General features: G+C 61.5%; 16 protein-coding genes. 15 read left to right on the top strand and 1 reads right to left on the bottom strand.

Features of this window, described 5'->3' with window-relative positions:
• Positions 1–827: 827 nt before the first annotated feature.
• The 15 genes from NPS29_RS23530 (at position 828) to NPS29_RS23460 (ending at position 20,664) form a co-directional block, all read left to right on the top strand.
• Positions 828–2,144 (top strand): nucleotide sugar dehydrogenase, encoded by a 1,317-nt coding sequence (locus NPS29_RS23530; protein ID WP_274135483.1) that lies wholly within the window; start codon positions 828–830, stop codon positions 2,142–2,144.
• 128 nt (positions 2,145–2,272) lie between these two features.
• On the top strand, positions 2,273–3,754 hold the full coding sequence (gene alg8 / locus NPS29_RS23525; protein WP_274135482.1) for a mannuronan synthase: 1,482 nt from the start codon (positions 2,273–2,275) through the stop codon (positions 3,752–3,754).
• A 54-nt stretch (positions 3,755–3,808) separates the two neighbouring features.
• On the top strand, positions 3,809–4,981 hold the full coding sequence (locus tag NPS29_RS23520; RefSeq protein ID WP_274135480.1) for a PilZ domain-containing protein: 1,173 nt from the start codon (positions 3,809–3,811) through the stop codon (positions 4,979–4,981).
• 2 nt (positions 4,982–4,983) lie between these two features.
• Positions 4,984–6,399 (top strand): alginate biosynthesis TPR repeat lipoprotein AlgK, encoded by a 1,416-nt coding sequence (algK, locus tag NPS29_RS23515; protein ID WP_274135479.1) that lies wholly within the window; start codon positions 4,984–4,986, stop codon positions 6,397–6,399.
• Positions 6,396–7,901 (top strand): alginate export family protein, encoded by a 1,506-nt coding sequence (locus NPS29_RS23510; RefSeq protein WP_274135478.1) that lies wholly within the window; start codon positions 6,396–6,398, stop codon positions 7,899–7,901. The genes algK and NPS29_RS23510 overlap by 4 nt, the downstream gene beginning before the upstream one ends.
• A 142-nt stretch (positions 7,902–8,043) precedes the next feature.
• Positions 8,044–9,675 (top strand): mannuronan 5-epimerase AlgG, encoded by a 1,632-nt coding sequence (gene algG, locus NPS29_RS23505; protein ID WP_274135477.1) that lies wholly within the window; start codon positions 8,044–8,046, stop codon positions 9,673–9,675.
• A gap of 13 nt (positions 9,676–9,688) precedes the next feature.
• Positions 9,689–11,140, top strand: coding sequence for an alginate O-acetyltransferase (locus NPS29_RS23500; RefSeq protein ID WP_274135476.1), 1,452 nt, complete (start codon positions 9,689–9,691; stop codon positions 11,138–11,140).
• A gap of 7 nt (positions 11,141–11,147) precedes the next feature.
• Positions 11,148–12,284, top strand: coding sequence for a mannuronate-specific alginate lyase (locus NPS29_RS23495; protein WP_274135475.1), 1,137 nt, complete (start codon positions 11,148–11,150; stop codon positions 12,282–12,284).
• A 201-nt stretch (positions 12,285–12,485) separates the two neighbouring features.
• Entirely contained in the window at positions 12,486–14,051 is a 1,566-nt protein-coding gene (locus NPS29_RS23490) for an MBOAT family O-acyltransferase (protein WP_274135474.1), read from the top strand.
• A gap of 10 nt (positions 14,052–14,061) precedes the next feature.
• The gene (locus NPS29_RS23485) at positions 14,062–15,237 is read left to right on the top strand and encodes an alginate O-acetyltransferase (RefSeq protein WP_274135473.1); all 1,176 of its coding nucleotides are present in this window, start codon (positions 14,062–14,064) and stop codon (positions 15,235–15,237) included.
• A gap of 13 nt (positions 15,238–15,250) precedes the next feature.
• Complete coding sequence (locus NPS29_RS23480) at positions 15,251–15,922, top strand: alginate O-acetyltransferase AlgF (protein WP_274135472.1); 672 nt, start codon at positions 15,251–15,253, stop codon at positions 15,920–15,922.
• A 196-nt stretch (positions 15,923–16,118) separates the two neighbouring features.
• The gene (locus tag NPS29_RS23475; protein WP_274135471.1) at positions 16,119–17,573 is read left to right on the top strand and encodes a mannose-1-phosphate guanylyltransferase/mannose-6-phosphate isomerase; all 1,455 of its coding nucleotides are present in this window, start codon (positions 16,119–16,121) and stop codon (positions 17,571–17,573) included.
• A gap of 171 nt (positions 17,574–17,744) precedes the next feature.
• Positions 17,745–18,209 (top strand): multidrug transporter, encoded by a 465-nt coding sequence (locus NPS29_RS23470; protein WP_274135470.1) that lies wholly within the window; start codon positions 17,745–17,747, stop codon positions 18,207–18,209.
• Positions 18,210–18,238: 29 nt separating this feature from the next.
• Positions 18,239–19,063, top strand: a complete 825-nt coding sequence (locus NPS29_RS23465) for an SDR family oxidoreductase (RefSeq protein ID WP_274135469.1) — start codon at positions 18,239–18,241, stop codon at positions 19,061–19,063.
• A gap of 176 nt (positions 19,064–19,239) precedes the next feature.
• The gene (locus tag NPS29_RS23460; protein WP_274135468.1) at positions 19,240–20,664 is read left to right on the top strand and encodes a hypothetical protein; all 1,425 of its coding nucleotides are present in this window, start codon (positions 19,240–19,242) and stop codon (positions 20,662–20,664) included.
• Between the two features lie 27 nt (positions 20,665–20,691).
• Here the strand turns inward: NPS29_RS23460 and NPS29_RS23455 are convergent, their stop codons facing one another.
• Entirely contained in the window at positions 20,692–21,546 is an 855-nt protein-coding gene (locus NPS29_RS23455; protein WP_274135467.1) for an efflux RND transporter periplasmic adaptor subunit, read from the bottom strand.
• Positions 21,547–21,560: the final 14 nt, after the last annotated feature.

The following is a 21,560-nucleotide window of genomic DNA, read 5'->3' as shown; positions in this document are numbered from 1 at the left end:
TCAGTGTTGCTTCAGAATAAAAAAGCCATCAACTAAGCCCTCAACTAAGTTCCTTGCCACCCGTTCGCGCAGACGAACGGCATACTTCGTCAGACCTCTGACGCCAACAATCAGTCACCCTTCGGGTTCCCCACTTTTTTCTCAAAAAATTAACACGATTTTTTGATGGTGGCATTTTGGTTTTTCTCACTAATGGCACACTTGCATGAGCCACCTGTAAACCCTTTATAACTAAGGGCGAAACGGAAAATGCCATCAGAGTGCAACTACGCTGAAAATGAAAATGTTTTCAAGAAATCTCAAAATGAGGACGAAAGGTCAGGAACTTATGGGGAAGGCCCACGCTCCTACATCCCGTAACAATTCTCGTCCACCGTGTGAGACATCTCTTACATAACGACAGGACGGAATACGGAGTTAGGTTTCAACGTAGTTAGACCATCCGGTCAATTGGTACGGGCAAGGAGTGACCCGCCAAGCTAGTTGAACTAATGAGCAAGCACCGAAAGGGTGCCAGCAGTCACTGACGAGCAGGATGTTACTGAATCATGGCCAAAAGCCCTGAGCCAGAGGCGCGGCAGCGAATCGCCACCACCCGCTGGAGTGTTATGCCATATCCCAGATCGGGAACCTGCATACCTATGTATGGGCTACCCGACGCTTGTAACCGGTAAAATTCGGGCCCTCCTGAATATCAGGTCGCCCCTGTTTAAATTCTGCCTGTGCTTGTGCCACGACATTAACTTGCCGTGCGGACGAGTGCGCGAAATTAGTTAGACAGTATTTATATCCAGCCAACTAATGGCGTAAAAATCGAGGAGATTACGATGCATATCAGCATCTTTGGTTTGGGCTATGTCGGTGCAGTATGTGCTGGTTGCCTCTCTGCGCGCGGTCATGATGTTGTCGGTGTGGATATCTCCAGCGCCAAGATCGACCTGATCAACCAGGGCAAGTCTCCAATCGTGGAACCGGGCCTGGGCGAGCTTCTGCAGAACGGTATCAAGACCGGCAAACTGCGCGGCACTACCGATTTTTCCGAAGCGATTCGCGCCACCGACCTGTCGATGATCTGCGTGGGCACGCCAAGCAAGAAGAACGGCGACCTGGAGCTGGATTTCATCGAGTCCGTGTGCCGTGAAATCGGCTTCGTCCTGCGTGAAAAAACCTCCCGTCACACCATCGTCGTGCGCAGCACCGTGCTGCCGGGTACCGTCGCCAACGTCGTCATCCCGATCCTGGAAGACTGCTCGGGCAAGAAGGCCGGCGTCGACTTCGGCGTTGCGGTCAACCCTGAGTTCCTGCGTGAAAGCACCGCGATCAAGGACTACGACCACCCACCGATGACCGTGATCGGCGAGTTCGACAAGGCCTCCGGTGACGTGCTGCAGTCGCTGTACGAAGAACTCGACGCACCGATCATCCGCAAGGACATCGCCGTCGCCGAGATGATCAAGTACACCTGCAACGTCTGGCACGCGACCAAGGTCACCTTCGCCAACGAAATCGGCAACATCGCCAAGGCGGTCGGCGTCGACGGTCGCGAAGTGATGGAAGTGGTCTGCCAGGACAAGGCCCTGAACCTGTCGCAGTACTACATGCGCCCAGGCTTCGCCTTCGGTGGTTCGTGCCTGCCCAAGGACGTTCGCGCCCTGACCTACCGCGCAAGCTCCCTGGACATCGAAGCGCCGCTGCTCAACTCGCTGATGCGCAGCAACGTGTCCCAGGTGCAGAACGCGTTCGACATCGTCGCCGCCAGCGACACCCGCAAGGTTGCCCTGCTGGGCCTGAGCTTCAAGGCCGGCACCGACGACCTGCGCGAAAGCCCGCTGGTCGAACTTGCCGAGATGCTGATCGGCAAGGGTTTCGACCTGAGCATCTACGACGCCAACGTCGAATACGCCCGTGTTCACGGCGCCAACAAGGACTACATCGAGTCCAAGATCCCTCACGTCTCGTCCCTGCTCAACTCGGACTTTGACGCAGTGGTCGACAACTCCGACGTGATCATCCTGGGCAACCGTGACGAGCGCTTCCGTGCACTGGCCAACAACGCGCCTGCGGGCAAGCGCGTCATCGATCTGGTCGGCTTCATGAAAGGCACCACCGACGAGAACGGCCGCACCGAAGGTATCTGCTGGTAAACCAGCCGCAAGCGGCAAGCTTCAAGCGACAAGTTCAAAGCCAGCTCCAGGTTGCAGGTCCATGGGTTTACCCATGGGCCCGCAGCTTGAAGCTCGCGGCTTGCAACTGATTTCACGGGATACGAACTATGCAAAGGCTCAAACACGGCTTTCTCCAGGCCGCCGGATGGCTGTTTTATTTAAGTTTGCTGGCCGCCATTGCCATGGCGTTGCCGGTCTCCCTGTTCGACTCGCAGTCGAAGGACTTTATTTTCCTGGTCGGTATCGTCGGTATCTGGCGTTACTCGATGGGCGCAACGCACTTTGTGCGCGGCATGATCTTTCTCTACATCGTCTACCCGCACCTGCGCCGCAAGGTGCGCAAGCTGGGCAAGGCGTCCGATCCATCCCACGTGTTCCTGATGGTCACCAGCTTTCGTATCGACGCGCTGACCACCGCTCAGGTCTACAGCTCGGTGATTCGCGAGGCGATTGCCTGCGGCTACCCCACCACGATCGTCTGCTCGCTGGTGGAGATGTCCGACGAACTGCTCATCAAGGCGCTGTGGGCCAAGGCCAACCCGCCCGAGCACGTGACCCTGGACTTCGTGCGCATCGCCGGTACCGGCAAGCGCGACGGCCTGGCCTTTGGCTTCCGTGCGATCTCCCGCCACATGCCCGATGACCGTGCCGTGGCGGCCGTGATCGACGGTGACACCGTGCTGGCCGAAGGCGTGGTGCGCAAGACCGTGCCGTGGTTCCAGCTGTTCCCCAATGTGGGCGGCCTGACCACCAACGAATTCTGCGAAGTGCGCGGCGGCTACATCATGAGCGAGTGGCACAAGCTGCGCTTCGCCCAGCGCCACATCAACATGTGCTCGATGGCCCTGTCCAAGCGCGTGCTGACCATGACCGGCCGCATGTCGGTGTTCCGCGCCACCGTGGTCACCGACCCGGACTTCATCGCCGACGTCGAGAACGACCAGCTCGAACACTGGCGTCTTGGCCGCTTCAAGTTCCTGACCGGCGACGATAAGTCCAGCTGGTTCAGCCTGATGCGCCTGGGCTACGACACTTTCTACGTGCCGGATGCGGCGATCAACACCGTCGAGCACCCGCCGGAGAAGAGCTTCGTCAAGGCCAGCCGCAAGCTGATGTACCGCTGGTACGGCAACAACCTGCGCCAGAACTCCCGCGCCCTGGGCCTGGGCGTGCGTCGCCTGGGTGTGTTCACCAGCATCGTGCTGTTCGACCAGCGCGTGTCGATGTGGACCTCGATCCTGGGCCTGACCGTGGCCATGCTCGCTGCCTTCAAATACGGCGTCGCCTTCCTGCTGGTGTACCTGCTGTGGATCGGCATCACGCGTCTGATTCTGACGCTGCTGCTGTCCTGCTCCGGCCACTCCATCGGCCCCGCGTACCCAGCGATTCTCTATTACAACCAGATCGTCGGCGCACTGATGAAGATCTACGTCTTCTTCCGCCTCGATCGTCAGTCCTGGACTCGCCAGGACACCAAACTGAGCCGCGACATGGCCAGCTTCCAGGGTTGGTTCAACACCTGGTCGTCTCGAACCATGACTTTCTCGGCTGGCAGCATCTTCGTTGCCGTGCTGCTGACAATGGTTTGACCGGGTCTCTAGACCGCGCCAATGGATCAACTCGATTAATCAGGAACAAAAGCCATGAATACCGCCGTCAATGCAAACGTCGTCCATGAATCCGAAGCCCAGCGCCAGCATGCCCGGATCAAGATTCCCGCCAAGCTGCGCCTGCTCAATGGCCAGCCGAACGCGCCGCTGGTGCGTATCGAAGACCTGTCCGCAGGTGGCCTGAGCTACATCACCCCGGCCGGCGTGAAGCCCGTCGTGGGCGAAGTCATCAAGGGCCGCATGCAGTTCCTGATCGACAACCTGGGCCTGGCGATGGACGTCGAACTGCAAGTACGTGCGTTCGATCCTGCCAGCGGCCGCGTCGGTTGCCAGTTCCAGCATCTGGAAGCCCAGGACATCGCCACCCTGCGCCACCTCATCACCTCGCACCTGTCCGGTGAGATCGTCAGCATGGGCGAAGTGCTCGCTACCCTGCAGCGCGACAACTTCACCAAGGCGCGCAAGGTCAAGGACAACGGCGGTGGCATGAGCGCCTTCGGTCGCCTGCGTGCGGTCACCTTCAGCGCCGGTATCTTCGTGGTTGGCCTGGTGGCCTTCGGTTTCGTCGCCAAGTCGGTGTACGGCATGTACTTCGTCAGCCACTCCACTTCGGGCCTTGTCAGCGTGCCGAGCATGGACGTGACCATGCCTCGCGAAGGCACCGTGACCAGCCTGATCGGCCCGAACGGTGAAGTTGCCAAAGGCGCGCCACTGGCGACCTTCAACACCAGCATGCTGGACATGCTCAAGGGCAACCTGGACCCGGACGAAATGCAGCCGGCCAAGATCGAAGAGCTGTTCGGCCGCCAACTGGCCGGCACCATGACCAGCCCGTGTGATTGCATCGTCGCCAAGCAACTGGTGGCTGACGGTCAGTACGCCAGCAAAGGCCAGGTGATCTTCCAACTGGTGCCGCGCAACGTCGCCGCCAACGTCGATGCACGCTTCACCTATCGCCAGTTCGCCGAAGTGCAACCCGGTGCCCGCGTGAACTTCCAGATCGCCGGCGAAGACGCTACCCACAGCGGCCACATCGTCAGCTCCACCGCCCTGAGCCCGGCTGACCTGTCGTCCGATATCCGCGTGCAGATCAAGCCTGACGAGTCGATCAACAGCAACCTGGCCGGTCGTCCGGTGGAAGTGGTCAGCGATCGCGGCCCTTCCCTGAACTGGCTGATCGACAAAGCCACTGCTGCAGGTCTCTGAACATGACTGGCCCTCTACGAAGCGTATCCGCCCCGGCGTTGCTGGGCTTGGCCATCGCCTTGGGACTGGGCGGGTGCGGTATCAATCTGCCCGACCAGCGCCTGGCCAACGAAGCCCTCAAGCGCGGCGACACCACGCTGGCAGAACAGAACTATCGCCAGCTGGCTGATATGGGTTACAGCGACGCACAGGTTGGCCTGGCCGATATCCAGGTCGGCACCCGCGACCCGGAACTCATCAAGCAGGCCGAGGCGACTTACCGCGCCGCCGCCCAGACCTCGCCACGGGCGCAATCGCGCCTGGGCAAGCTGCTGGCGGTCAAGCCCAACTCCACCGAGGCCGAGCAGCGCGAAGCCGAGGGCCTGTTGCAGAAGGCGTTCGCCAATGGCGAAGCCGGCACGCTGATTCCACTGGCGATGCTTTACCTGCAATACCCGCACACGTTCCCCAACGTGAATGCACAGCAGAAGATCAACGACTGGCGCGCCCAGGGTTACCCGGAAGCGGGCCTGGCCCAGGTGCTGCTGTATCGCACCCAAGGCACCTACGACCAGCATCTGGGTGAAGTCGAAAGCATCTGCAAACAGGCGCTGCGCACCAACGACGTCTGCTACATGGAGCTGGCCACCGTCTATCAGAAGCGCGGCGAAGCCGACAAACAGGCCGAGCTGCTCAAGCAGATGGAAAGCGGCTATGCCACCGGCAGCGTGCCGGCCATGCGTGTCGACACCGTCGCCCGTGTGCTGGCCGATTCGACCCTCGGCAAGCCCGACGAGAAGACCGCCCAGCAGTTGCTGGAGAAAGTCGCGCCTGGCTACCCGGCGTCCTGGGTGAGCCTGGCGCAGTTGCTCTACGACTATCCCGAACTGGGTGACGTCAACAAGATGATGGAGTACCTGGACAACGGCCGTGCCGCTGACCAGCCCCGCGCCGAACTGTTGCTCGGCAAGGTCTACTACGAAGGCAAGCTGGTGCTGCCGGACGCGAAGAAAGCCGAGGAGCACTTGCTCAAGGCCGCCCCGACGCAGATTTCCGCGCACTACTACCTGGGCCAGTTGTACCGCCGTGGCTACCTGGGCAACCCCGATCCGCAGAAAGCGGTGAACGAACTGCTGACCTCCGCACGCGGTGGCCAGAACAGCGCCGACTACGCCCTGGCGCAGTTGTTCTCCCAGGGCAAGGGCATCAAGCCCGATCCGGTCAACGCCTGGGTCTTCGGCCAGCTCGCACAGGCCCAGGGCACTCCGCAGGCAGCGGACCTTGCCCAGCAACTCAATGACCAACTGCCGCCCGAGAAACGCGCCCAGGCCCAGAGCCTGCTGCAACGCGAACAGCAGGTGCGTGGCACCACGGCGCAGAACGCCCTGGCCATGCAGGCCCTGCAAGAAGAAAAAGACGGCGAGGACGCACCCCTATGAAGCTTAAGTTGAACCCTCTGATGGCGGCCGGACTGGGTCTGGGTTTCACCCTGATCTGGGCCACGCCTACCCTCGCTGCCCTGACTGACAGCCAGAACTTCGGCATCGAAGTCAAAGCCACCGGCCAGATGGAAGACGACCGTGACCTGGGCACCCGTGGCGGTGGCGACGTCAACGGTGTCGGCCTGGACCTGCGCCCGTGGATGTATGGCGAATGGGGCAACTGGAGCGGCTACGCGATGGGCCAGGTGGTGACCGCCACTGACACCATCCAGACCGACCCGCTGGACCAGCAGGCCACCGACGCCAACGGCCAGACCACCCAGCGCGTACGCAAGACCTCCAGCAGCCGTGAAGTGGATGACAGCTACGCGGCCCTGCGTGAATTCTGGATCGGCTACAGCGGCTTCACGCCCTACCCCGGCGAGATTCTGAAACTCGGTCGCCAGCGCCTGCGCAACGACGACGGCCAGTGGCACGACACCAACATCGAAGCGCTGAACTGGACCTTCGACACCACCTTGCTCAAGGCCGAAGTCGGCGCCGCCCAGCGCTTCAGCGAATACCGCACCGACCTCACCGAACTGTCGGCCCAGGACAAGGATCGCCAGCACGTCTTTGGCGATGTGGAATACCAGTGGACGCCAGGCCAGTGGGCCGGCATCCGTGCCCACCACAGCCATGACGGCGGCAGCCTGAAACATCAGGGCGAGGCCATCGACGACCTGGACAAGACCACTCGTGGCGACCTGACCTGGCTCGGTCTTCAGGCCAACAGCGATGCCTACAACTACCGCAACCTGAACACCGTGAACTACTGGGGAAGCCTCACCTGGCTGACCGGTAACCGCGATCAGATCGGCTCGGCCTACGACGCGACCACCGACCAGTTCCTGGCCGGCCAGAAAGACAGCAGCCACGTCAGCGGCTGGGCTACTGACCTTGGCCTGCGGTTCCGTCTCGATCCGCAATGGCAAGTCGGCGGCGCCTATTCGCGTGCCAGCAAGAACTACGAGCAGAACGGCCTTGAGAGCAACCGCTCGAACTGGACCGGCACCCGCTCGCGCGTGCATCGCTTCGGTGAAGCCTTCCAGGGCGAAATGGCCAATGTGGAATCCGGCTCGCTGTTCGCCTCCTGGCAGATGCAGGAGGACTACGACGCCTCGCTGATCTACCACAAGTTCCGCCGCGTTGACGGCCACGCCGGCATCGGTGGCGCGGGCGTCAACCCGGCCAGCGAAAGCGTGGATGCCGATGGCGTCTCCACCTTCACCTCGCTGCCGATGGAAGACGGCAACAAGGACCTGGGTCAGGAGATGGACCTGGTGGTCACCAAGTACTTCAAGCAGGGCCTGCTGCCCGCTTCGGTGAGCCAGTCCTTCGACGAGCCTTCGGCGCTGATTCGCCTGCGCGCAGGCGTGTTCAAACCCGGCGATGCGTACGGCAGCGGTGTGGACACCTACATGCACCGCGCCATCGTCGACGTCATCTGGCGCTTCTGATGACGACCAAGGCTCACACCACCCCCGTAGCAGCACGGCTTGCCGGCGGGGACGTCCGCAAGATCGCTACCGCCGGCAAGCCGTGCTGCTACGGGTGCGTGCGCTTAGAGGTCGGTATTCAGGTTGATGAGAGTGCAATGACATGAACAGCCATATAAACAATGTGCGCCACAGGGCCTGGCCCCACGCGCTGCTGGAAAGCGCGTTGCTCAGCAGCGCCCTGCTGCTGGCCAGCCCCTGGGCCATGGCCAACACCGCTCCGGCGGCGCCCGCTGCGGCCGCGCAACCGGCGGCTGGCGAGGACGTCGTCAAGGGCCTGCATCAGGCCAAGACCTACACCATCACCAGCCCACCCGTTGAGCCGCTGATGATGGACAAGCCCAAGCTGCCGGACCTGTCGGGCTACACCCAGCAGGCGATGCAGAAGAAGATCGTGCGCAGCAAGGCGGGCAAGGTTTCGATCCGCCGCATGATGCAGGAAGACGCGCTGAAGGAATTCATCGGCGGCGACAACAAGATGGCCGAATGGGTTGCGCGTCAGCACGGCATCCCGCAGGCGATCTTCGTCGATGACGGCTACATGAACCTGCAGGAACTCGCCAAAAAGGTGCCCAAACAGTACCTGAGCGAAACCTCGCCGGGCGTGTATCTGGCGCGTCTGCCGATCGTGGTCGGCAAAAAAGGCATCCTGGAAGTCGACAAGACCACCCGCGAACTGCGCCTGTCCCAGGAAGCCGGTGCGTTTCTGGTCAATGACAACCAGCTGTTCATGGCCGACACCCGGCTGACCGGCTGGAGCGAGAAAACCAACGGCCCGTCGCTGTACAAGACGCCGAAGGAATTCCGTCCGTTCCTGCTGTCCTGGGGCGGCAGCCAGACCTACATGTTCAACACCAAGGTGGCGAGCCTGGGGTACAACAACAGCAAGTCGTACGGGCTGAGTATTTCCCAGTACACGCCGAACATGAAGGCGCAGATGAACCGCCCGGATCCGACCGGCTGGATCGTCAACTCCGAGTTCTCGGACATGTGGTACGGCTACTACTGCTATGAAACCCGGGACTTCGTGGTCAAGGGCAACACCTACCGCGACAACATCGTCTACGGCATCGACCCGCACGACCGTTCCCACGGCCTGATCATCGCCGAGAACACCGTCTACGGGACCAGGAAGAAGCACGGGATCATCATCTCCCGTGAGGTGAACGACAGCTTCATCATCAACAACAAGAGCTTCGAGAACCACCTCTCCGGCGTCGTCCTGGACCGTAACAGCGTCAACAACCTGGTGGCCTACAACGAGATCTACCGCAACCACACCGACGGCATCACCTTGTACGAAAGTGCCGACAACCTGCTGTGGGGCAACCGTGTGTTCGCCAACAAGCGCCACGGCATCCGCGTTCGCAACAGCACCAACATCAAGCTGTACGAGAACCTGGCGGTGGGCAATGGCCTGATGGGCGTCTACGGCCACATCAAGGACCTCTCCGACACCGACCGCGACATCAAGCTCGACCCGTTCGACGCCGAAGTGTCGCTGATCATGGTCGGCGGCGAGCTGACCTCCAACGGTTCAGGCCCGCTGTCCATCGACTCGCCACTGAGTGTCGAGCTGTACAAGGTGTCGATGCTGGCACCGACCAAGAGCAGCGGGATCAGCTTCAACGGTGTACTGGGCGAGCGCCAGGACGAGATCCTCGACCTGCTGGTGCGCCAACAGAAAGCCGTGTTGATCGACCCGGTTGAAAGCCAGAAACAACTCCGGGACTGAGGAAGATATTTCTATGCACGCACATTTGATCAAACTGCTCAGCCTTTCCGGCCTCACCGCAGCGGCTACATTGGTGATGCTGGCTGCAAGCAACGCAGCCTACGCCGCCGATGCCGCGACGCCGAACTTCACCGCCGAGCCTTGCTGCAGCCTCTGCCCCGAAGCTCATGACGAGAAGAACTACGTCAGCCGCTACCAGCAGAACTTCACCACGCTGGTACAGGCCCAGGGCGACTGGCTGTTCCGTACTCGCGAGGACTTGCGCACCGAGTTCGACACCACCCCCGAAGGCTACCGTCGCATGCAAGAGCTGCACGATGCGTTCAAGAGCAAGGGTGTGGAACTGGTGGTGGTCTATCAGCCGACCCGCGGCCTGGTCGATCGCAACAAGCTGTTCCCGGCCGAGCGCGACAAGTTCGACTACAACACGGCCCTGCGCAACTACCAGGCCATGCTCGGCCGCTTCGCGAAGATGGGCTACACCGTGCCTGACCTTTCGCCTCTGACCAACGAGCAGCAGGCCCACGATTTCTACTTCCGCGGCGACCAGCACTGGACCCCGTACGGCGCCCAGCGCACCGCGAAGATCGTGGCCGACTCGGTGCACAAGATGGCGGCCTTCAAGGACATTCCCAAGCGCGAATTCGAGACCCACCTGTCAGGTCGCATGGGCAAGAAGGGCACTCTGCACAACATGGCCGGTCAATTGTGCGGCACCAGCTACGCCATCCAGTACATGGATCAGTTCGAGACCGAACCTAAAGGCGAAGCGGGCGACGGCGACCTGTTCGGCGATTCCGGCAACCCGGAAATCACCCTGGTCGGTACCAGTCACAGTGGCAAGAACTACAACTTCGCAGGCTTCCTGCAGGAGTACATCGGCGCCGACGTGCTGAACGTCGCCTTCCCCGGCGGCGGCCTTGAAGGTTCGATGCTGCAGTACCTGGGCAGCGACGACTTCCAGCAGCATCCGCCGAAGATTCTCATCTGGGAATTCTCGCCGCTCTACCGCCTGGACCAGGAGACCATCTACCGCCAGATGATGTCGCTGCTGGACAACGGCTGCGAAGGCAAACCGGCGCTGATGAGCACCAAGACCACCCTCAAGCCAGGCACCAACGAACTGTTGGTCAACGGCAAAAACGGCATCAAGGATGTGCGCAACGGCAGCAACCAGATCGACATCAAGTTCGCCGACACCTCGGTGAAAACCCTTCAGGCGCGCCTCTGGTACATGAACGGCCGCCACGAAGACCTGAAGATCGAAAAACCTGAAACATCCGAAACCGACGGGCGCTTCTCCTTCGAACTGCGCGACGACAAGGACTGGGCTGACCAGCAATTGCTCGCACTGGAAGTGCAGGGCCCTGAAGCAGGCACTGCGCCGCAGGAAGTCGAAGCGAAAGTATGCAAACGCAACGTGTTCCCGAATGTCGCGCATCAAACCGCGCAAGCCGGGTTATGAGGCTCATATGCACACTCCAAAACTGATGCTCCCAACCCTTCTGTCGCTGGCGGTGCTGTCTGCATCGACGTTCGCCACCAGCGCCAGTGCCGCCTCGACCCTCGTACCGCCCCAGGGCTATTACGAGGGTGTCGAGAAATTCAAGACCGGCGAGAACAAGTTCTCCTGTGACGCCACGCCCCAGCCCTACACCGGCTCGCTGCAGTTTCGCAGCAAGTACGAGGGTTCGGACAAGGCCCGCGCGACGCTGAACGTGGCCTCGGAAAAAGCCTTCCGTGACACCACCAAAGACATCACCACCATGGAGCGCAACACCAGCAAGGTGGTGATGCAGTACATGCGCGACGGTCGTCCCGAGCAACTGGATTGCGCGCTGGGCATGCTCACCACCTGGGCAAAAGCCGATGCATTGGAATCCAAGGACTTCAACCACACCGGCAAGTCCATGCGCAAATGGGCGCTGGGCAGCATGTCGTCGTCCTACCTGCGCCTGAAGTTCTCCGATTCGCACCCGCTGGCCACCCGTGGCCAGGACGCGCAGGTGATCGAGGCCTGGTTCAGCAAACTGGCCGATCAGGTGGTCAGCGACTGGAGCAACCTGCCGCTGGACAAGATCAACAACCACTCCTACTGGGCTGCCTGGTCGGTGATGTCCACCGCCGTGGCGACCAACCGCCGCGACCTGTTCGACTGGTCGGTGAAGGAGTTCAAGGTCGCGGCCAACCAGGTCGACCCGCAGGGCTTCTTGCCTAACGAGCTCAAGCGCAAGCAACGCGCGCTGGCGTACCACAACTACGCCCTGCCGCCGCTGGCGATGATCGCCAGTTTCGCCCAGGCCAACGGTGTCGATCTGCGTCCTGAAAACAACGGCGCACTCAAGCGACTGGGTGACCGGGTGCTGGCAGGCGTGCAGAACTCGGGCAGCGAATTCCAGGCGCGTGACGGCCAGCAGCAAGACATGACGGATCTGAAAACCGACATGAAATTCGCTTGGCTCGAACCCTACTGCTCGCTCTACGACTGCGGCCCGGACGTGCTCGAGCGCAAGCACAAGATGCAGCCGTTCAAGAACTTCCGGCTGGGCGGCGACATGACCCGCACCTATGACCCTTCTCACGAGAAAGGCGAGAAAGGCGGTTCGTAGAAACGACACCTCCCCTGTAGGAGTGAGCTTGCTCGCGATTCGTCGGCCTGCTCGACACAACGGTGACTGACACACCGCTATCGCGAGCAAGCTCACTCCTACAGGGTCGCGGTGAGGTTGGAAATGTTTCACCCCTCCGATTTTTCATGGGGGGTTTGGGGGGGCTTTGGCCCTTGATGTTGGACAACTGGAGAGATAAGGATGGTTTTCTCATCCAACGTGTTCCTGTTCCTGTTCTTGCCGGTGTTCCTCGGCTTGTACTACGTGAGCGGAAACCGCTACCGCAACCTGTTGCTGCTGGTGGCCAGCTACGTGTTCTACGCGTGGTGGCGAGTGGACTTCCTGGCACTGTTCGCAGCCGTGACACTGTGGAACTACTGGATCGGCCTGCGCGTAGGCGCCGCCGGGGTCCGGACCAAACCCGCACAGCGTTGGCTGCTGCTGGGTGTGGCGGTCGACCTGTGCATCCTGGGCTACTTCAAGTACGCCAACTTCGGCGTGGACAGCCTCAACGCGATCATGACCTCGTTCGGTCTTGAGCCGTTCATCCTGACCCACGTGCTGTTGCCGATCGGTATCTCGTTCTACATCTTCGAGTCCATCAGCTACATCATCGACGTCTACCGTGGCGATACGCCGGCGACCCGCAACCTGATCGACTTCGCGGCGTTCGTGGCGATCTTCCCGCACCTCATTGCAGGTCCGGTACTGCGCTTCCGCGACCTGGTGGACCAGTTCAACAACCGCACCCACACGCTCGACAAGTTCAGCGAAGGCTGCACGCGGTTCATGCAGGGTTTCATCAAGAAAGTCTTCATCGCCGACACCCTGGCGGTGGTGGCCGACCACTGCTTCGCCCTGCAGAACCCGACCACGGGCGATGCCTGGCTTGGCGCACTGGCCTACACCGCGCAGCTGTATTTCGACTTCTCCGGTTACAGCGACATGGCCATCGGCCTGGGCCTGATGATGGGTTTCCGCTTCATGGAAAACTTCAAGCAGCCTTACGTCAGCCAGTCGATCACCGAGTTCTGGCGTCGCTGGCACATCAGCCTCTCCACCTGGCTGCGTGACTACCTGTACATCACCCTGGGCGGCAACCGCGGCGGCAAGGTCGCGACCTATCGCAACCTGTTCCTGACCATGCTGCTGGGCGGCCTTTGGCACGGCGCCAACATCACCTACATCGTCTGGGGTGCCTGGCACGGTGTGTGGCTGGCGATTGAAAAGGCGCTGGGCATCAACACCGCGCCCAAGACCTTCAACGTGGTGCGCTGGGCCTTCACCTTCCTGCTGGTGGTGATGGGCTGGGTGATCTTCCGCGCCGAGAACCTGCACGTTGCCGCCCGTATGTACGGCGCGATGTTCAGCTTCAGCGAATGGCAGCTGTCGGACCTCAACCGCGCAAGCCTCACCGGCCTGCAGGTTGCGACCCTGATCGTGGCGTACATCACCCTGGCGTTCTTCGGCCTGCGTGACTTCTACCGCAACCGCGCACCAGAGAAACCTAAAGGTGACACGCCGGCTCAAACCGACGGCCCTGCTTCGGCAGTGCCTGGCTTGATCAAGGCCGTACCGGGTGACCAGCCGGGCAGCATTCATCAACCGGGCTACATCGTCGGTACCGATGCGCAGGTCCAGCCTGCCTACTGGACCGCCGACTGGTCGCGCTACGCCATGCGCGCCCTGATCCTGCTGATGTTCGTGGCCTCGATTCTCAAACTCTCGGCGGCCAGCTTCTCGCCGTTCCTGTACTTCCAGTTCTGAGGAACCTGACATGACCCGTTCATTACGCTTCCTCTACATCTTCCTGTTCCTGGCCATCCTGTTGGCGCTGGGCCTGTGGTCGCTGCGCAGCTTCGTCGGCTTCTCGACGTCCAAGGAAACCACGGTGCTCAACGGTCACTGGACCAAGGCCGTGGAAACCCACTACGACGACGAGTTCCCGATCAAGCGCCTGGGCACCAACCTCTGGGCAGCGCTGGACTACAAGGTCTTCAACGAAGGCCGCCCGGGCGTGGTTCTGGGCAAGGACCAGTGGCTGTACACCGACGAGGAGTTCGACGCGGTAGCCAACGGCGAGCAGAACGAAGCGGACAACCTGGCGCTGATCCAGGGCGTGCGCGACACCCTCAAGGCCCACGGCACGCAACTGGTGCTGGCCATCGTTCCGGCCAAGACCCGTCTGTACCCGGAACACGTCGGCGACACCAAGCCGTCCGCGCTGCACACCGACCTGTACCAGCAATTCCACGCCCAGGTGAATCAGGCCGGCATCTTCGCCCCTGACCTGCTGGCGCCGCTGCAAAGCGCCAAGGACAAGGGCCAGGTGTTCCTGCGCACTGATACCCACTGGACGCCGATGGGCGCAGAAGTCGTGGCACAACAACTGGGCGAGGCGATCTCCAAACAGACCCCGCTCAGCGGCGACCCACAGACTTTCGTTACCGAAGCCAAATCCAGCGCGCCGTACAAGGGCGACCTGACCAACTTCCTGCCGCTCGATCCGCTGTTCAGCAACCTGCTGCCCAAGCCGGACGATCTGCAACAGCGCAGCACCAACCCGGCGCAATCCGAGGGTGACGGTGGCGATGCGTTGTTCGCCGACAACTCGGTGGCAGTCGGCCTGGTCGGCACCAGCTACAGCGCCAACCCCAACTGGAACTTTGCCGGCGCCCTGAAACAGGCCCTGCACAGCGACGTGGTGAATTACGCCGAAGACGGCCATGGCCCGATCCTGCCGATGCTCAAGTATCTGCAGACCGACGCCTTCAAGAGCAGCCCGCCGCAGGTGCTCATCTGGGAATTCCCGGAGCGCTACCTGCCCGCTCACAACGACCTGACCGAGTTCGATCCGCAGTGGATCGCCGAACTCAAGAAGGCTCGTGACCCACAACAAAATCTGGCGCAGAACGCCAACAACTCCGAATCGCCCAACCGGGCGCAAAACTGAGAGGAATCCTCACATGACTATGCAGACCATGCCTACCCGTTCGACTAAATCGGGTCTTCTGAAAACCTGCGTCCTGGCCGCAAGCCTGGGCTTCGTCTCCCTCTCCGCCTTCGCCGGTGGCGACGCTGCCCTGTACGGCCCGACCGCACCGAAAGGCTCGACCTTCGTGCGTGTCTACAACGCCAGCAATGCCGAAATCAGCGCGAGCGTGGGCAACACCAGCCTCAACGAAATCGGCCCGCTGGCCAGCAGTGATTTCAGCTTCATGCCGCAAGGCGACTACAGCGCCAAGATCGGCAGCAACACCCTGCCGGTGAAACTGGCAAGCGATCACTACTACACCATCGTCAACAACACCTCCGGCGCACCGCAACTGGTTGAAGAGCCGCCGTTCAAGAACAAGCAGAAGTCCCTGGTGCGCGTGCAGAACCTGAGCGACAAGCCCCTGACCCTGAAAACCGCCGACGGCAAGACCGCCGTGGTCGATTCGGTCAAAGCCAAGGGCACCGGTGAGCGTGAAATCAACCCGGTCAAGGTCAGCTTCGCGCTGTTCGACGGCGACAAGAAAGTCAGCGACCTGAAGCCAGTGGCGCTGGAGCGCGGTGAAGCAGCAGTGCTGTACGTCACCGGCAACGGCAGCAACCTGTCGCCAGTCTGGGTCAAGCGCCCGACTTCGACGCAGTAAGCCGAAACGGTTAACCCCCTGTAGGAGTGAGCTTGCTCGCGATGGCGTCCCTTCTGACGCTGAGATGTCGACTGACACTACCCCATCGCGAGCAAGCTCACTCCTACAGGAATCAGCACAACTAGAAAAACCCGAAACGACAGACATAACCGACGTATAGCCCAAACAAACGCTATCGAAATTTTGGAGAAACAAAATGATTCCAGTGATCTTGTCAGGTGGCAGCGGTTCCCGACTCTGGCCTCTTTCGCGTAAACAGTTTCCGAAACAGTTCCTGGCACTGACCGGTGAACACACGCTCTTCCAGCAGACCCTCGAGCGTCTGCAATTCGAAGGCATGCAGCACCCGGTCGTGGTGTGCAACAAGGACCACCGCTTCATCGTCGGCGAGCAACTGGACGGCCTGGGCCTGGACACCCAGGCGATCATCATGGAGCCGTTCGGTCGCAACACCGCACCTGCCGTGGCGATCACCGCCATGATGCTGGCCAACGAAGGCCGTGACGAGTTGATGCTGGTGCTGCCGGCCGACCACGTCATCGACGACCAGAAATCCCTGCAACGCGCACTGGCCCTGGCCACCGTTGCCGCCGAGCGTGGCGAAATGGTGCTGTTCGGCATCCCGGCCACCAAGCCTGAAACCGGCTACGGCTACATCAAGTCCACCGCCGACGCCCTGCTGCCAGAAGGCGTTAGCCGCGTCGCACAATTCGTCGAGAAGCCCGACGAAAAACGCGCCCAGGAATTCGTCGAGGCCGGCGGTTACTACTGGAACAGCGGCATGTTCCTGTTCCGCGCCAGCCGCTACCTCGAAGAGCTGAAAAAGCACGATCCGGACATCTACGACAACTGCCTGCTGACCCTTGAGCGCAGCAAGCACGACGGTGACAACATCGAGCTGGACCAGGCCAGTTTCGCCTGCTGCCCGGACAACTCCATCGACTACGCAGTCATGGAAAAAACCCAGCGCGCCTGCGTGGTGCCGCTCGATGCGGGCTGGAGCGATGTCGGCTGCTGGTCGTCGCTGTGGGAAGTGCATGACAAAGACGACAACGGCAACGTCACCAAAGGCGACGTGGTCATCCAGGACAGCCGCAACTGCATGATTCAGGGCAACGGCAAACTGGTCACCGTGATCGGCCTGGACAACATCGTGGTGGTCGAGACCAAGGACGCCATGATGATCGCCCACAAGGACAAGGTTCAGGGCGTCAAGCAGATGGTCAACACCCTCAACGAGCAGGGCCGCAGCGAAACCCAGAACCACCTGGAAGTCTACCGCCCGTGGGGCTCGTACGACTCGGTGGACATGGGCGGCCGCTTCCAGGTCAAGCGCATCTCGGTCAAGCCGGGCGCCAGCCTGTCCCTGCAGATGCACCACCACCGCGCCGAACACTGGATCGTCGTATCGGGCACCGCGCAGGTCACCTGCGACGAGAACGTGTTCCTGCTGACTGAAAACCAGTCGACCTACATCCCGATCGCCTCGGTTCACCGCCTGCGCAACCCGGGCAAGATCCCGCTGGAAATCATCGAAGTGCAGTCCGGCAGCTACCTGGGCGAAGACGACATCGAGCGTTTCGAAGACGTTTACGGCCGTTCCACCCCTGGCATCGAAGCAGGTGTGAGAACCCAGACCATCGCGCGTTGATGTTCTTGTAACACCCTTTGCAACGCCCCAGCCCGCCTCCTGCGTATCCCCCATCCGCAGAAGGTGGGCCGGGGCTTTTTTTTGCCCCACCCTCCCGTAGCAGCACGGCCCCTCGATACCCGGCCCACCTTTCGGTAGGATGCTTCTATCTGCATTCGCGAGACCGAACACATGATCATCGGCGCCGTACTGATCCTCACCTGGCTGGTCCTGCTGCTGCGCTACCCGGCCAAGGCGTTGCCGGTATCCCTGGCGGCAGCGGTCGGCCTGGCCATCGTGGCCGGTATCGTGGTCTGGCAGGACAAACGCGACGCCCAGCGTCTGGAGCGACTGCAGTTGCGCATCAGCTACGCGCCGCAACAATGCCCGGTCGGCCGCCCCTTGCTGGTGCTGATCGATAACGGCAACGACGTCCCCCTGCAGGAACTGCGCTGGAAAGTCGCCGCCTACGCAGCCGGCGACACCGTGAACCTGGCCGACGACACCTACACCGCCCCACGCTACCGTGGCCCGGGTGAACTGCTGCCCGGCAGCCAGTGGCAGGATTGCCTCCCGCTGCCGCCGCTGCGCAACGGCTATCGCGCGCAGACCCTGGAGTTTCGTGCCGAGCGCCTGCAAGGCACTTTCTCCGGCTGAGCCCTCTCATTGTTCAAGGAACGAATCCCATGCCCGTCGTATTGATTACCGGTTGCTCCAGCGGCATCGGCCGCGCCATGGCCGACGCCTTCAAGGCTGCCGGCCATGAGGTCTGGGCGACAGCGCGCAAGCCGGCGGATGTCCAGGTGCTGGCCGCTGCCGGCTTCACCGCCGTGCAAGTGGACGTCAACGACAGCGCTGCCCTCGCCCGCCTGTCCGAGCAACTGGAAGCCCATGACAAAGGGCTGGACGTACTGATCAACAACGCCGGCTACGGCGGCATCGGCCCGCTGCTCGACGGCGGTGTCGAGGCCATGCGCAGGCAGTTCGAGACCAACGTATTTTCCATCGTCGGCGTCACCCGCGCGCTGTTCGGTCTGCTTCGTAAAAACAAGGGGCTGGTGGTCAACATCGGCAGCGTGTCCGGGGTGCTGGTCACGCCGTTCGGCGGCGCCTACTGCGCATCGAAAGCCGCCGTGGGGGCCATGAGCGACGCCCTGCGCATGGAGCTTGCGCCATTCGGCATCAAGGTCATGGAAGTGCAGCCCGGCGCCATCGACACCCAGTTCGCGAAAAACGCCAGCCATGAAGCCGAACAGGTCATTCAGGAAGGCTCACCCTGGTGGCCGCTGCGCGAAGGCATCCGCGCCCGCGCCAACGCCTCGCAAACCAACCCCACTCCCGCCAGCGACTTCGCCCGGGACGTGCTCACCGCAGTGAGCAAGCCCAACCCGCCGCGCCTGCTGCGCTCCGGCAACGGTAGCCGGGCACTGCCGCTGATGGCACGCCTGCTGCCCAAGGCCGTGCTGGAACGGATTCTGAGCAAGCGTTTCAAGCTTCAAGGCCCTCTTTGAGAAGCAATCCCACCCGGCGAATCAGGGTATCTAGGCTGACGCCGAATACCCATGAACTTGAAGAAACGGGCTACAGAAAATAGCCCGCCATGATCCGATACTTCCTTCAGTCGCCCTGAAAACGGGCTTATCCAAAAGGCCTCTCCGTGAGGCTGGCAACTGTCAAGGAAGACACCATGAAATCTCCTCCTCCACCTGCCGATAAAAGCGCTCGTGCCGCCGAACCCGAGGCATCGACCCGGCAACTCGAGCCTGAACTCAGCGACGCGGAACTGAACCAACTCACCGATGAGATGATCGCCCTCATCGATGACGTCTACGACCCGGCGCTTCTGAACCCTGTGCAATACATCCACGATGCGATACGCAAGCTGATTGATCGCTCCACGGCCCCCCCGGGCCTCAAGGAACAGATCAACTCCACCACCCCAATCTCGGTCAGCTTTCGTCAGCGTCATTCCAATCTGGGCCTGACGGGAAGCGGCACGGTCACATCGCGACGGGAGCGCAAGAGTTTCCCGCTCGACGAGATCGTCACCGATGCTTACCAAAAGGATCTTGCTGCATTCACCGATGTAGAGATCAACTGGCCCAAAAACTACCCGCCGGACCTGACGAAGGCCCTTGAGTCGGCAAACCTGCAGACGAGCTATCAGGCCAGCGTGCGCACCCGGCTCGGCACGCCCAACGCGAAGTTCCTGCTCACACTGCAGGCCAGGGCAGAGGTCCGCCAGCGACTGGAACGGTTCGCCAGGCGGGCTGGCATCAGCGCAGCTCATAAGAAACTGGCCAATGCATATGGCGGCAGCGCAACGGTTCTGGAGCTGGTGCGTTACCAGTCCCGCCACACCCGCGTGGACGTGACGCAATGCCTGCAACTGCGCTGGCAGAATGACCGCTCAGCCGACAGCCTGATGATATTCCTCGGTGCCGACGAAGCCGACGCAGTCGTGCCATTGCCCACCGAGTTCATCAGTCATTACCACTTCGTCACCACATCGCCGAAACTGCGTCGTCTGGTTCTGCAGCGCATGCCTCTTTACCAGCAGATCAAGCCAGGCCACGACCAACTCAGATTCGTCAGTGTGCCGGGCAACCGCAGCTTTGCGGAGTTGCCGCCCCTGTGGTTCTACAAGGCAAACGAGCCCTTCGAGGCGCTCCACGCGCTGCGGATCCAGCGGATGCTCTCGGATATCGACACGCTGGTGTCCACCGACAGCGAACGGTTGACCGACCAATTGCTGACGGTCGGCGTGTTCATGCTTCAGGCACTCTCCCTCGCCGCCACGCTCCCCTTGACCGGCGGAACACACGTGGCGGCACGTATGTTGGTGTCCTTTCTGCTGGGCCAGACCTCAGCGGCGCTGCAAGTGGTACGAGGCGCTCAAGCCGACACGCCCCAGGAAGCCGCAGAACATTACGATACGGCCCTGCTGGCGGCCCTTGTTGAAATAGTCGGGCCGCTGGCCCGCAAGCTTCTGGGCAAGAGTTATTCCCTGGTGTCACAACATCAGGTGGCCAGCAAGGTACTCGCACAGCTCAAGCACCTGCGCCCTTACCCCTTCCACCCCTTGAAGGCGCTCAATAGAACCGGAGGCTAGCGTTCAACCGGCAGCATCAACACATGATTACTGCGGATTGACGATCACCGTGCAGGTAATCCCCGCCGCCAGCACCACGCTGTCCGGTACGTTATCCAGATGGATGCGTACCGGCACGCGCTGGGCCAGGCGCACCCAGTTGAAGGTCGGGTTGACGTCGGCGATCAGTTCGCGGCTTTCCGGGTTGTCGCGGTCGTAGATCGCCCGGGCGATGCTCTCGACGTGGCCTTTCATCACTTCGCCGCTCATCAACTGCATGTCAGCCGGGTCGCCGATCTTGACGTGGGGCAGCTTGGTTTCCTCGAAGAAGCCGTAGACCCAGAACGAGTTGCGGTCCACCACCGCCATCTTCGCCTCACCGATGCGCGCGTAGTCACCGCGATGCACATTGAGGTTGGTGACGTAGCCATCCACCGCCGCCAGCACCTTGGTGCGTTGCAGGTTCAACTGCGCCGCTTCCAGTTGCGCCACCGCCAGTTGGTAGTCTGCCTGGGCGGAGTTGGCGACGTTGGAGGCGTCTTCGCGGTTTTCCGCGGAAATCACCAGCGCGTCCATGTCCTTGCGGCGCGCCGCGTTGACCTTGCGCATCTCCCAGGTGGCCTTGCGTGAAGCCACCATCGCTTCGGCCTGCTTGACCGCCAACTGGTAATGCTCGGGGTCGATCTGCATCAGCAGGTCGCCCTTTTTCACCGGCTGGTTGTCCTTGACCGGCACTTCGACCACCACGCCGCTGACATCGGCCGCCACGTTGATCACGTCCGCGCGCACACGCCCGTCACGGGTCCAGGGGGTGTCCATGTAGTGAATCCACAGCAACCGGCCGATCCAGATGGCCAGGGCCAGGATCAACAATGTGGCGATCAGGCTGAAAAGCTTTTTCATCTTTGAACCATGCA

The sequence above is a fragment of the Pseudomonas putida genome, from assembly GCF_028682175.1.
GTDB lineage: Bacteria > Pseudomonadota > Gammaproteobacteria > Pseudomonadales > Pseudomonadaceae > Aquipseudomonas > Aquipseudomonas putida_AD.
Note: the sequence above shows the minus strand (reverse complement) of the source record. Positions and strands in the feature narration are given on the sequence as shown.